This is a genomic window from Streptomyces sp. NPDC057249 (assembly GCF_042669245.1).
Lineage (GTDB): Bacteria > Actinomycetota > Actinomycetes > Streptomycetales > Streptomycetaceae > Streptomyces.
In genome coordinates this window covers 172,688-185,626 of the sequence record NZ_JBHUXS010000011.1, presented here as the reverse complement: position 1 = coordinate 185,626, position 12,939 = coordinate 172,688, and the positions used below count along the sequence as shown (strand labels likewise).

At 74.1% G+C, this 12,939-nt stretch carries 11 protein-coding genes; 8 read left to right on the top strand and 3 right to left on the bottom strand.

Annotation, left to right across the window (positions count from 1 at the left end; all coding sequences use genetic code 11):
• Positions 1–69: 69 nt before the first annotated feature.
• Positions 70–396: a DUF5132 domain-containing protein gene (locus tag ACFUJY_RS21890; protein WP_383302116.1), complete on the bottom strand. Its 327-nt coding sequence runs from the start codon at positions 394–396 to the stop codon at positions 70–72.
• Between the two features lie 518 nt (positions 397–914).
• On the opposite strand from ACFUJY_RS21890, the gene ACFUJY_RS21885 reads away from it, so the two are divergent.
• The 6 genes from ACFUJY_RS21885 to ACFUJY_RS21860 all read left to right on the top strand — a co-directional run bounded on the left by ACFUJY_RS21885 (position 915) and on the right by ACFUJY_RS21860 (position 8,852).
• Complete coding sequence (locus ACFUJY_RS21885) at positions 915–2,498, top strand: ABC transporter substrate-binding protein (RefSeq protein ID WP_383302113.1); 1,584 nt, start codon at positions 915–917, stop codon at positions 2,496–2,498.
• 14 nt (positions 2,499–2,512) lie between these two features.
• Positions 2,513–3,481 carry an ABC transporter permease gene (locus ACFUJY_RS21880; RefSeq protein WP_383302112.1) on the top strand — a complete coding sequence of 323 codons (969 nt, stop codon included), beginning with the start codon at positions 2,513–2,515 and terminating at the stop codon, positions 3,479–3,481.
• A gap of 2 nt (positions 3,482–3,483) precedes the next feature.
• On the top strand, positions 3,484–5,349 hold the full coding sequence (locus ACFUJY_RS21875; protein ID WP_383302109.1) for a dipeptide/oligopeptide/nickel ABC transporter permease/ATP-binding protein: 1,866 nt from the start codon (positions 3,484–3,486) through the stop codon (positions 5,347–5,349).
• Positions 5,346–6,137 carry an ABC transporter ATP-binding protein gene (locus ACFUJY_RS21870; protein WP_383302107.1) on the top strand — a complete coding sequence of 264 codons (792 nt, stop codon included), beginning with the start codon at positions 5,346–5,348 and terminating at the stop codon, positions 6,135–6,137. The genes ACFUJY_RS21875 and ACFUJY_RS21870 overlap by 4 nt, the downstream gene beginning before the upstream one ends.
• A 218-nt stretch (positions 6,138–6,355) precedes the next feature.
• A complete protein-coding gene (locus tag ACFUJY_RS21865) occupies positions 6,356–7,423 on the top strand; it encodes a 3-oxoacyl-ACP synthase III family protein (RefSeq protein WP_383302104.1) in 1,068 nt (355 codons plus the stop codon).
• 88 nt (positions 7,424–7,511) lie between these two features.
• On the top strand, positions 7,512–8,852 hold the full coding sequence (locus ACFUJY_RS21860; protein ID WP_383302101.1) for a glutamine synthetase: 1,341 nt from the start codon (positions 7,512–7,514) through the stop codon (positions 8,850–8,852).
• A 7-nt stretch (positions 8,853–8,859) separates the two neighbouring features.
• Here ACFUJY_RS21860 and ACFUJY_RS21855 read toward each other — a convergent pair whose 3' ends face one another.
• Both ACFUJY_RS21855 and ACFUJY_RS21850 read right to left on the bottom strand, forming a co-directional pair.
• Positions 8,860–9,357: a GNAT family N-acetyltransferase gene (locus ACFUJY_RS21855; RefSeq protein ID WP_383302098.1), complete on the bottom strand. Its 498-nt coding sequence runs from the start codon at positions 9,355–9,357 to the stop codon at positions 8,860–8,862.
• Positions 9,358–9,368: 11 nt separating this feature from the next.
• Entirely contained in the window at positions 9,369–10,520 is a 1,152-nt protein-coding gene (locus ACFUJY_RS21850) for a type III PLP-dependent enzyme (RefSeq protein ID WP_383302226.1), read from the bottom strand.
• Between the two features lie 644 nt (positions 10,521–11,164).
• On the opposite strand from ACFUJY_RS21850, the gene rsgA reads away from it, so the two are divergent.
• Both rsgA and ACFUJY_RS21840 read left to right on the top strand, forming a co-directional pair.
• Positions 11,165–12,250, top strand: coding sequence for a ribosome small subunit-dependent GTPase A (gene rsgA, locus ACFUJY_RS21845; RefSeq protein WP_383302095.1), 1,086 nt, complete (start codon positions 11,165–11,167; stop codon positions 12,248–12,250).
• Between the two features lie 59 nt (positions 12,251–12,309).
• Entirely contained in the window at positions 12,310–12,819 is a 510-nt protein-coding gene (locus ACFUJY_RS21840) for a GNAT family N-acetyltransferase (protein WP_383302092.1), read from the top strand.
• Positions 12,820–12,939 lie beyond the last annotated feature (120 nt).

Sequence of the window (12,939 nt, the reverse complement as noted above, 5' to 3'; positions counted from 1 at the left end):
CACCCTGGCGCGCCCCGCCGCAGTCGATCGGCGGGCTCACCCGGTGGCGGCCGCGGGCCGGACAGGCCGTCAGTGCGTCTTCGCGGCGGCGCTCTCGGCGGTCGCGCGGATCTTCGGGGCCCTCCGGTCCCCCTTGGCACCGGCTCCGGTCGCATGCTGACCGGGCACCGAGTGGCCCTCGGTGTCGCCGGCGGCGATCTGGGCGGCGACCACGTCGGCGGCGACCTCGGCCGCGAGGTCGTGGATGTTCTCCCCGGCCTCGTGGGCCGCCTTCTTCACCTCCATCGCGATTCCGACGGACGCTTTGACGACTCCACCCACCAGTGGCTTCAGCAGACGCTTGGCCAGCGGCGCGACGATGAGCCCGACGAGAAACGGCGGTACTACAGGCGGCATGACGCTCCATCCTCTCCACGCATACGTATGACAGGGAACCCGGGCACGACGAGAAGGGGAGCGGCGCACCGCCGGGCGGAAATCGGGAATTCCGTTTCGAATTCCGGTACGGACCGGAAAACCGGCACGGTCCCGGAAGCCGAATGTCCGAACGACGGGAACACGCCGTCCGATCCCTTGATCACGGTAGTCGAACAACGCCCGCCTCGGCCAAATGGATTCCTCCGGGTTCACTCGTGTGAGTGTGGGTGGCCATTTCCCGTGTCCGGAATTGAGCGTCCCCGGCACACTCGCGAAATGATTATCCGACTATCCTTTTTGCAATGTGCTTTCTGGCACATGCCCCGACGGCCCCGCCCCGACTCGTACGGGTGAATCAGGTTCGGCCGCCCCGGTGCGCCCCGGACCGTCCCGGCCGCGCCCGGCCCGGGCGGCCCGGCGATTCCGGGCACTCGAACAGGCTTTCCGCGCAAGGAAGTTGGATCATCGCGACCGCTCCCCGGTGGCACCATGGCGCCATGCTCCGACGCACCCCGCCGGCCGCCCTGACGGCCGCGCTCACCGCCTCGGCCCTCGCGCTGAGCGGCTGCGGCGGCGTCGCCCGCTCCTCGACGACCACCCCGCTGGTGGACCGCGGCACCGTCCGGATCGCCGAGGCCGGAGAGACGCCGAGCTTCGACCCGTACTCCACCTTCGGCGCCTCCCAGGCCCATTACGCGTACGACTCCCTGGTGAACCCCGCCCCCGACGGCGGACTGGTCACCGGCCTGGCGACCTCCTGGCGGGCGACGGCCACCCGTGCCGTGTTCACGCTCCGCGCAGGCGTCACCTGCTCCGACGGGACCCCCCTCACCGCCTCGGCGGTCGCCCGGTCGCTGACCTACGCGGCCGACCCGGACCACCAGCTCGCCGGAGCCCGTACGGTCCTGCCGAACGTCCCGCTCACGGCGCGCGCCGACGACCGGACGCGCACGGTCACGGTGGTGGCCGGCGCCCCGTTCCCCTTCCTGCTCCGCACCGTCGGGGTGCTGCCGATCGTCTGCCCCGCGGGCCTGGACCGGCCCGGCTCGCTCGCCCGCGCCACCCAGGGCACCGGCCCCTACGTGCTGACCCGCTACACCCCCGGCGGGCCGTACGAGTTCACCGTCCGCGACGGCTACACCTGGGGGCCGGCCGGTGCGACGACCGCCGCACGCGGCCTGCCCGGGCGGATCGTGCTCTCGGTGGTGCCCCAGACGTCCACGGCGGCGAACCTCCTGCTGACCGGGGGTGTCGACATCGCCCGGGTGAGCGGCCCCGACCGCGCCCGGCTGACCGGCCACGGCCTGGCCGTCTCCGAGGTCGCGACCGTCATCGGGCTCACCTTCTTCAACCAGCGCCCGGGCCGGGTCCTCGCCGACCGGGCGGTGCGCCGGGCCCTGGTCTCCGCTCTCGACCGCGAGGGGCTCGCCAACGTCGCCGTGGGCGGTACCGGCAGCCCCGCCGAGGACTTCGGCGCCGAGGGGGCCGTCTGCCATGCCGACCTCGCCGACGCCAACCTGCCCACGGCGGACGCCGCGGAGGCGCTGCGGGAGGCGGGCTGGACCCGTTCGGCCGGCGGTTCGCGGACGAAGGACGGCCGGGCCCTCCGGCTCCGCCTGATCACCAGCCCCGATCTCGGCCCCACACTGGCGTCCGTCGCCGAGCTGATGGCCCGCGAGTGGAGGGCGCTCGGGGCGGAGGTCGAGCTGATCACCGAGAGCCTGCCCGCCCTGGTCAACGCGATGTACACGACGGCCGACTTCGACGTGGTGGTCGGCAGCACGCCGGGCTTCGCCCTGCCGGCGGGCTTCATCCCCTTCTTCTCCGGCCCGGCCCCCGCCGAGGGCCTGAACTTCGCGGGGGTAACCGATCCCGAGTACGACGCCCTGGTCGCCCGGGCCCTGCGGGAACCGGACACGACGGGGTGCGCCACGTGGAACAGGGCCGCCGCCGCGCTCTTCCGCTCGGCCGCCGCGCTGCCGATCGCCGAGGGCCGCAGCGGCGTGTACGGCCACCGCACCACGTTCACCACCACGTTCGGCGGCCGGCTCGTCCCCACCAGCATCCGCCTCCACCAGTGATCCCGGTGCCCGCCATGACCGTTCCCCCACTGCTGCGGCACCCCTGGACGGTGTTCCTGGGCCGCCGCGGCCTCCGGCTCCTCGTCTCCCTCGGCATCGTCGTCACCGCGTCGTTCGCGATGATCCGCCTCATCCCGGGCGACCCGGTGCGGGCCGCGCTCGGTGTGGACGCCGCCCCCGACCTGGTCGCCGCCCGGCGGCACGCGCTCGGGCTGGACATGCCGTTCCTGGCCCAGTACCGGCAGTACCTCGGCGGTCTGCTGCACGGCGACCTCGGGACCTCGCTGGTCACCGGGGCGCCGGTCGCGGAGCTGGTCCGCACCCGACTGCCTGCCACCCTGGAGATCGCCGGACTCGCCTTCCTCACGGCGCTCGCCGTCGCCCTGCCCGGGGGACTGCTCGCCGCCGTCCGCACCCGCGACGGCCGCCGCCCGCGCACCGAGCTGGCGTTCACCACGGTCACCGCGGGCCTGACCGGGGTGCCCGACTTCGTGCTGGCCGCCGGGCTGACCGCCCTGCTCGCCGTCGGGCTGCAGCTGCTACCGGTGGCCGGCGCGGCGGGCGCCGCCTCCCTCGTGCTCCCGGTCCTCGCGCTCTCCCTGACCCCCACCGCCGTACTCCTGCGCATCGTCAGGGTGGAGGCGCTGAAGGTACTGGACGAGGACTATCTGCGTACCGCCCGGAGCAAACGGCTGTCCGCCGCACGCCGCTATCTGCGGCACGCGGCACCGAACATGGCGTCCGCGGCGCTCACCGTCGCCGGAAGCCTGCTGCCCGCCCTGATCGCGGGCACGGTCCTGGTCGAGAAGGTGTTCGCCTGGCCCGGCATCGGGTCCGCGATGGCCCAGTCCGTGGTGGCGCAGGACTATCCGGTGGTCCAGGCCATGGTGCTGGTGCTCGGCACCACCGTGCTGCTGGCCGGTCTCCTGGTCGATGTGCTGCTCGCCCTGCTCGACCCCCGCTCGGCGATCCGGGAGATGTGATCATGAGCTTTCCCACCGGTTTCCGGCGCTCCCCCATGGCCTGGGTCACCGGGGCCATGCTGGCGTCGCTCGTCGTGCTCGCCGTGGCCGGCCCGCTGTTCTGGGGCGCGGCGGCCGAGCGCCCCGACCCCTCGGCCGTGCTGCAAGGGCCCTCGGCGGCGCATCCGGCCGGCACGGACGGCCTCGGCCGGGACCTGCTGGCCCGCATCCTGGCGGCGGCCCGGCCGTCGTTGCTGCTCGCACTGGCGTCGGTGCTCCTGGGGGCGACCGCGGGCGTGCTCCTCGGAGCCGGTACGGCGGTCGTCGGCCCGCGCGCCCGCCGGCTGGCCGCCGGGCTGATCAACCTCCTGCTCGCGTTCCCGGCGCTCCTGGTCGCGATGTTCCTCGCGGTGGTGTTCGGCGCGGGCACGGCCGGGGCGGTGCTGGCCCTCGCAGCCGCGAGTGTGCCCGGCTTCGCGCGCCTGGCCCAGACCCTCGCGGCGGGCGTCGCGGGCACCGACCACTTGGCCGCCGCCCGGGTCCTCGGGCTGGGCCGGCTCCGGCTGCTGTGGCGCCATGTCCTGCCGAACATCGCCGAGCCGCTGCTCCTGAGCGTCACCACGGCGGCGGGCACCGCCCTGGTCGCGCTCTCCGGGCTGAGCTTCCTCGGGCTGGGCGTCCGGCCCCCGGGCTACGACTGGGGGCAGCTGCTCAGCCAGGGGCTCGACCGGATCTACGCCGAGCCGCTGCCCGCGCTCGCCCCGGGCCTGGCACTCGTGTACGCGGCCCTGACGTTCCAGCTGCTGGGCGAGGTCCTCGCCGGCGGCGCCGCCCGGCGCGGCCGGGTGGCACGCGTCCCGGCACAGCGCTCCGCCCCGAGCGGTCCGGCCGAGGACGGGCAGGTCCTCCAGGTCGACGGCCTCACCGTCGAGCTCCCGACGCCCGCCGGACCGATCCGCCCGGTGCGCGGGGTGAGCCTGTCGCTGGGACGGGGAGAGATCGTCGGGCTGGTCGGCGAATCGGGGTCGGGCAAGTCGCTGACCGCGCTGGCCGTCGCCGATCTGCTCCCGTACGGCGCCCGGGTCTCCCGGCGTACGCTGCGCCTGCTCGGGACCGACCTCGGCGCACTGACGCGGAAGGAGCGGGACCGGCGTCTCGCGACGGGCCTGTCGGTGATCTTCCAGAACCCGGCGTCCGCGCTCAACCCGGCCCTGCGCATCGGCACCCAGCTCACCGAGGCGGTCCGGGCGCATCGCGGGGTGGGCCGTGCCGAGGCCACTGAACAGGCCGCCGAGGCCCTGCGCCGCGTCGCCCTCCCCCCGTCACTGCTGCGCTCGCGGCCGTACGAGCTCTCCGGCGGCCAGCGCCAGCGGGTGATGATCGCCGCCGGGCTGATGGTGCGGCCGGGGCTGATCATCGCGGACGAGCCGACGACCGCGCTCGACGTGACGGTGCAGCGGCAGATCACCCGGCTGCTCGTGGATATCCGGCGGGACACCTCCGCCGCGATCCTGTTCATCAGCCACGACGTCGCGCTGGTCGCCGAGTTCTGCGAACGGGTGCTGGTCATGTACGCGGGCACCATCGTCGAGGCCCTGCCCGTCGGCCGGCTCGCCACGGGCGCCCGACACCCCTACACCCGGTCGCTCGTCGCGTCGGTCCCGGACCTCGCCGCCGACCGGAACCGCCCGCTGCCGACGGTCGAGGGCGCCCCGCCCGATCCGCACGCGCCCGCGCGGGGCTGTGCGTTCGAGGCCCGCTGTCCGCGCCGCCGCGACCGCTGCGCCGAGCAGGCTCCGCCGCTGGACGACCTGGGCTCCGGCCACCGGGTCGCCTGCTGGTACCCGCTGCCGGTGCCGGCCGCCCCGGAGACGGTGACCGCGTCATGACGGCGCTCCGGGTGGACGGCCTCACGGTCCGGCGCACCGGCCCCCGTGGCTCGTTCGCCGCCGTGGACGGGGTCTCGCTGGAGATCGCGCCCGGTACGACGCTGGGCCTCGTCGGGGAGTCGGGCTCCGGGAAGTCCACGCTGGCGGGCGCGATCGTGGGGCTGGTGCCGGTACGGGGCGGCCGCATCCTGGTCGACGGGGAGGAGGTCCGCACCCGCACCGTCCGGGACCGGCGCCGGCTGGCCCGCCGGGTGCAGGTGGTCCTCCAGGACCCGGACACCGCGCTCGATCCCCGGATGACCGCCCGTCAGACGCTGGCCGAGGCTGCCACGGTGTTCCGGCGGCTCGACCGGGCGGGGCGCAGGGAGCGCGTCGCCGAGCTGCTGGACCTGGTCGGCCTGGACGCGGGGCTCGCCGACCGCCTGCCCCGGCAGCTGTCCGGGGGGCAGCGGCAGCGGGTCGCCCTGGCCCGTGCGCTGGCCGTCGAGCCGGGGCTGCTGATCGCCGACGAGATCACCTCGGCGCTCGACGTCTCGGTGCAGGCGTCCGTCCTGAACACGGTCCGCCGGCTCCAGCGGGAGCTCGGTCTGTCCATGCTGTTCATCGGCCACAACCTGCCGGCCGTCTGCCATGTCTCCGACGCGGTGGCGGTCATGCGGCACGGCCGGATCGTGGAGACCGCGCCGACCGCAACGCTTCTGAGCGCACCGGCCCACCCGTACACCAGGACGCTGCTGGACTCCGTACCGTCCCTGGGCACTCGGCCGGCCGGGAAAACGGCGCCCTGACCGCAGAACGACGTCGCGACTGGAAAACGACGCCGCGACCGGATATGGACGTCGTGACCGCTCGGAATGCATTTCCGCCATTCCTCTGTCAAGCCGCCCCGTCATTGCTCACGCTCACGGATTACCGCGCACTTTTCCCACGGGATTTCCGTGAGACGATACGGCGGCTTCGGAATGCGACGGGGCCTTTCTCGGACCGCTTTCGAAAGGTACGGAACATGGGAGCTCTCGCGCCCGGCCAGGCCCTTCCTCACCAGCCCCTCCCCCGCCAGAGCCGGTTCCATCAGACCGGCGCCGGGCTGTCCGTGCCGTTCGCCGTCGCCGGGACCGGGATGCACCTCCCGCCGGCGGTCGTCACCAACCAGGAGCTGACGCGCACCCTGGACACCAGCGACGCGTGGATCACGAGCCGGACCGGCATTCGCGAACGCCGCTGCCTGGCACCGCACTTGGCGACCTCCGACATGTGCGTCGCCGCCGCGGGCCCGGCGCTGGAGGCGGCCGGGGTCGAGCCGGCCGGGCTGGACGCGGTCATCGTGGCCAGCTACACGGGCGACCAGCCGCTCGTGTCGACCGCGCTGATCGTCAAGGACGCCCTCGGCGCCCACCGAGCCCTGTCGCTGGACGTCACCCAGGCCGCGTGCGCCTCCGGCATCCAGGCCATGCTGATCGCCGCGCACCTCCTGCAGAACCCCTCCATCGAAACGGTCCTCCTCCTCGCGGCCGACTGCGCGTCCAGGATCACCGACCCCGCCGACCGCACCACGCGCGTCTTCTTCGGGGACGCCGCGGCGGCCGTGGTCCTCACCCGCAGCGAGACGCCCGGAGCCGGTCTGCTCTCGTACGACCTGGGCTCCCAGCTCTCGTACGACGTGCAGATCCCCGCCGGGGGCTCCCGGCTGCCGGCGAGCACCGCCACCGTCGCCGCCGGGGAGCACTACCTGCGCATGGACGGGCGTTCCGTGTGGAACACCGCGACGACCCGGCTCCCCGAGAGCATCCGCGGCGCCGCGCACCGGGCCGGGGTGCCCGTGGACCGGGTCCGGCACTTCTTCCTGCACCAGGCCAACCTGAACATCCTCAACGAGACCCTGAGCGCCCTCGACGTCCCCCGTGACCGCGCCGCCGTCACGATCGACCGGCTGGGCAACACCGGTTCGGCGGGGGCGTTCACCGCGCTGCACACCACGGTGACCGAGGGCGCCCTGCTTCCGGGGGACGTCTATGTGCTCTCCGGCATCGGCGCGGGCTTCCAGTGGGGCAGCCTCTGCCTGCGCCACGCCTGAGTCAGCGTGTCGTCCGGGGTGTCCACGGACGAGTGAACTGCCTGCCGTAGCGTGGCGCACCCTCGGCCGCGAACGCCAGCATGGGCGCATGATCATCACGCGCTCCGGGGCCGATCGGGCCGCCCAGGCCCGGGCGGCCGAAGCCCAGCTCGCCGACGACGGAATCGACGGGGTGGTGTTCGGCTGGGTCGACAACGCCGGGCTCACCCGGGTGAAGTCGGTCCCCCTCAGCGGGCTCGTGCACGCCGCCGAGTTCGGGGTCGGCGCCCCGCCCTGCTTCGACGTCGCCCTGGTGGACGACTCCTTCACCTCCGCACCCTCCAGTACGGGCGCGGTGGGCGACCTGCGCCTCGTCCCGGATCTCGACCGGCTCACGCCTCTCGCGGCCCAGCCGGGCTGGGCGTGGGCCCCGGCCGATCGCCACACCCAGGACGGTGCCCCCCACCCCGGCTGTCAGCGCGGCTTCGCCCGCCGGGCCGCGGAGGCCGTCGAGCGGCGGGGCCTGACGGTGAGCGCCGGGATCGAGGTCGAGTGGACGGTGGCCGACGCCGCCGGTGATCCGGCGGCGACCGGGCCCGGGTACGGCATGACCCGCTTCATCGAGCACTCCGACTACCTCCGGGACGTGCTGCGCGCGCTCACCGCCCAGGGGCTCACCGTGGCGCAGCTCCATCCCGAGTACGCCGCCGGGCAGTTCGAGGTCTCGGTGGCCGCCGAGGGCCCGGTCGAGGCCGCCGACACCACGATGCTGATCCGCCACACCATCCGGGCCGTCTCCGCCCGGCACGGCCTGCGCGTCTCCCACGCCCCGGTCTTCACCGAGGGCGCGCTCGGCAACGGCGGCCACCTCCATCTCAGCCTCTGGCGGGACGGTCGCAACCTCGGCCACGGCGGCCCGGGACCGCACGGGCTGCACCCCGAGGCGGAGCACTTCCTCGCCGGCGCGCTGGCGGAGCTGCCCGCGCTGCTCGCCCTCGGCGCGCCGGGCGCCGCCTCCTATCTGCGCCTGGTCCCGGCCCACTTCGCCGGGGCGTACCGGTGCTGGGGGCTGGAGAACCGTGAGGCGGCGCTGCGCCTGATCACGGGCTCTGCCGCCGGGGAGGCGAACGCCGAGTTCAAGTGCTTCGACGCCGCCGCCAACCCGTATCTCGCGGTGGGCGGTCTGCTGGCCGCCGGGCTCGCGGGCCTCGATGCCGGGCTGCCCCTGCCTCCCGAGACCCGGGGCGACCCGGCAGCGGCGGCCTCCGCCGAGCGCCTCCCGGTCAGCCTGTCGGAGGCGGCCGACGCGTTCGAGAAGTCCGCGGTGCTGCGACGGGCGCTCGGCCGCGAGCTGTACGAGGCGGTGCTGGCGGTGCGGCGGGCGGAGGCGGAGGTGTTCGCGGGCCGCCCCGACGCGGAAATCATCGAGGCAACGCGCTGGCGGTACTGACGGCCTGTCAGCTCCGCTCGTCCAACTCCTGGGTCATGTAGACCGCGCCGGGACCGTAGCTCGCGGGAGGCGGGATGTCGGGCCGGGCGCGGTAGCCCAGCGCCGGCCACTTGCTCTGAGTACCGTGCACGGCGACCAGGGAGAGAGTCCGGTATCCGGCCGCCCGCCCGACTTCCTCCAGGTGCCGGAGCATCCGGGGAGCCAGGCCGCGGCCGCGCATCCGCTCGGCGATCACCAGGTCGTGCGCGTGCAGGTTGGTCCCGGGGGCGGCGGCCGCTTCTCCTTCGAGCAGGCTCAGGTCCGGGCAGCGGCCGAACGGGTACGGCAGGGCGAGCAGGTAGCCGCCGAAGGCACCCTCGCACTCCAGCACGAAGCAGGTCGACGGCGACGCTCGGTGCCGGGACCGCAGCGCCTCCTCGCCCTCGGTCAAACCGCTGGCCGTGTAGGCGCGTCGTTCATGCGCCACCACCTCTTCCCAGTCCTCCTCCCGGAGCGGGCGAATCATCGAGGAGTGCGTCATGAGCCACCCACGCAGGTGTACGGCAGGGGCGCGAAGCCGTTGAAGCCCCGGGTGGTGTAGGCGGTGGCGTACGCGCCGCAGGAGTGGACCCAGACCGGGTCGCCGGAGGCGACCGCGTGCGGAACGCGGACCGTGCCGCCCTCCCGTGCGTACGCGTCGTCGCTGTCGCAGGTCGGCCCGGCCACCAGGGCGTCGACGAACCGGCCGTCCGGGTGGGAGGGGAACTCCAGCCGGTACCGCAACTGGTCCATCTCGTAGAGGCCGTTGAACTTCCCGCAGCTGAGGTAGAGCCAGTCCTCCCGAGTACCGTCGAGCCGTTGACGGGAGGTGAGCCGGGCGACGTGGGCCCGGATCGCCCCGTGGTCGGCGACCAGGTGCCGGCCGGGTTCCAGCAGGAAGCGCAGCGGTCCCGGGTTGGCGGCGCGCAGCCGTTCCATGCCGTCGCGGATCACCCGGAAGATCGTGCCCATCGGTGGTTGCAGCGGCCGCCCGTAGCGGTCGAGCACGCCGAGCGCCGGAAGCCCCCCGCCGAGATTGATCCGGTCCGGCACGATGCCGGTCCGGTTGAGCGCGCCCACCAGGGCGGCCAGCGTCTCGATCGCCTCGCCCCATGCCTCCGCCGTCATCTGCTGGGAACCGACGTGCGCCGAAAGCCCGGACGGCACGAGGCCGGCGGTCCGGGCGGCTCCGAGCACGCGCAGGGCGTCCTCGGGTGAGCAGCCGAACTTGTGGCTGAGCCCCCACAGCGCACCGCTCCCAGTGGTGGAGACCCGGCAGAACACCCGTGAACCGGGCGCGTGTCGCGCGATCGCCGTCACGTCCTCGCGGCTGTCGGTGGCGAAGTCGCGTACGCCCAGCCGGTACGCCTCGGCGATGTTGCGGTCGGACTTGACGGTGTTGCCGTAGTGGATCAGCTCCGGCCCCACTCCGGTGCGCAGGGCCTGCGCGATCTCCTGCGGGCCGGCCGCGTCGAAGCCGGACCCGAGCCGGGCGAGATGGCCGAGCACTTCGTCCACCGGACACGCCTTCATCGCGAACCGGACGTCCACGCCGGGCAGTTCGGCGCGGACGGCGGCGTACTGGCGTCCGATGCCGTCCAGGTCGTACACCAGGGTGTCCTCGGACGCGGCGGCGAGCGCGGCGCGCAGCGCGGACGACTCGGCCGGGGTGTGCCCGCCGGCTCTGCTCCGGTCGCCCGCCCGGCGCTGCGCGGCGATCTGACGCGTGTAGGAGCACTGAGGCGTCACGTACGAACTCCCGATTCGGTGGACTACCGGCGCCACGTTCCTTCTGGCAGCCATGAGATGAAGGAGGCGGCGCGCGGACCGGCTGGGGGTTTCGCCCCGTATCGCCTCCTCGTCCCACTCTATGGAGACAGGGGGCCGCGCCTGTCGTGTGTCGGAGGCGGTCGCCGCGTGCGACACCGCTCGCCGGGCCCGGTGCGGCCGGGCCCGCACCGGACGACGGCGTCCGCGTGCCCGGCGGGCGGAACCACTCGAACGGCTCCGGTGCGCGCCTCCCCGCGCTTGACGATCTTGGCGGCCGCCAGGCGCGGCGTCCGACCGAGGCCGTCCGATCGGCGCCTGGGACACCTCGACTGTTCGGGGGCGTGTTAGCATTCGTGGCGCAGAGACAACTGGGTCGATGCCGGACGAAGTGGGAGGTGAGATTGATGACTGCCGTAGAGACCGCTGCCGTATGCAGCGCCCTCCGGACCATCCTCACGTCCCGGGCCCCGGTCTGACCTGAGCTCTTCGCTCCTCCGCGGGGCCCTCGTTCAAGGGTCTTTACGTTGTCTCAATTCTCGTACCATCACCATGACCAGCCGTATTCCCTCGCGGATTACGGCTGGGACGAGGCGTGGGATCACGCCTTCGCCCCCTGTCGCGGGGCCGGGCTGATCCCGGCCCGCGTCGTGCGCGCCGAACGCGGCTCGTGCGAAGCGGTCACCGACGCCGGAATCCTCCACGCGGAGATCCCCGGCGGCGCCGAGCAGGTGCCCACCACGGGCGACTGGGCTGCCCTGTTGCCTGCCACCACGAGTCGCGGACCGGTGCTGCACACGGTCCTGGAGCGGCGCACCTCGCTCGTGCGGTCCACCGCTTCGCGTACCTCCCAGGGCCAGGTACTGGCCGCGAACGTCGACACCGTCGTGGTGGCGGTGTCACTGGCCGTGCCGCGGAACCACGGCCGGACGGAACGCATGCTCGCCCTGGCCTGGGAGAGCGGCGCACAGCCGGTCGTCGTACTCACCAAGGCCGACCGGTGTGCCGACCCGCAGCAGGCCGCGGCCGAGGTGGCCGAGGTGGCGCCGGGCGCGGACGTGCTCGTCACCAGTGCCGTGACCGGGGAGGGCCTGGACACCCTGACGGCCGTCCTGAACGGCACCGTCGTGCTGCTCGGCCCTTCGGGGGCGGGCAAATCCACCCTGGGGAACCAACTCCTCGGCGAGGAGCGGCTGGCGACCGGCGCCGTGCGCGACGCGGACGGGAAGGGCCGGCACACCACCGCGTGGCGGGAGCTGGTCCCGCTGCCGGACGGCGGGGTCCTGCTGGACACCCCCGGCCTGCGGGCGATCGGTCTGCACGACGCCCGCACGGGGCTTGAGCAGACCTTCGCGGAGATCGAACTCCTCGCCCGGGAATGCCGGTTCACCGACTGCGGGCATGGCAGCGAGCCGGGTTGCGCGGTGCTGGCAGCCGTCGAGTCCGGTGAAGTTCCCCGGCGCCGGCTGGACAGCTACCACCGGCTGCTGCGGGAGAACGCCTACGCGGCCTCGCGCACCGACGCCCGCCTGCGGGCCGGCCGCGAGGCCACCAAGAAGGACATCACCCAGCATCTGCGCGCGACCTACCGGTTCCGGGACCGCCAGCGGTGAGCGACGAGCACAGCTCCGCCGCCGTCCCCGCCCCCCTCACCTCAGAGAACGGAACGACCATGACCACCTGGAACACCCGCCCCGAGACCCCCGACGACATCCCCGCCATCCGCGAGATCAACCTCGCGGCCTTCCCGACCCCCCAGGAGGCCGACATCGTCGAGGCCCTGCGCGCCGACCCGAAGGCATGGATCGACGGCCTCTCCATGGTCGCGACCGGCCCCGACAACGCCCCGGTGGCACTCGCACTGCTGACCCGCTGCCACGTCGACGGCGAACCCGCGCTCGCCCTCGCTCCGTGCGCGGTCCTGCCCTCGGCCCAGCGCACCGGTGCCGGCTCGGCGGCCATCCGCGCGGCGCTGGACGCCGCCCGGGCCAGGGGGGAAAACCTCGTCCTGGTGCTGGGGCACGCCGGCTACTACCCCCGGTTCGGCTTCACGCCGGCCTCCGGCTTCGGCATCCGGGCCCCCTTCGACGTCCCGGACGAGGCCAAGATGGCCATGGTCCTGGACGACACCCGCCCGGTCCCGACGGGCACGATCCAGTACCCCGCCGCGTTCGGCGTCTGACCCCTGCCGTGGGGGCCCCGCCCCCCGGCGCCGGCGCCCCCCCCGGGCCCGGGTGCCGGCGGCCCCCGCCCGACCCACGGGGCCGCGGGCGCGCCCGGGGCGCCGACCCCGCGGAGGAAA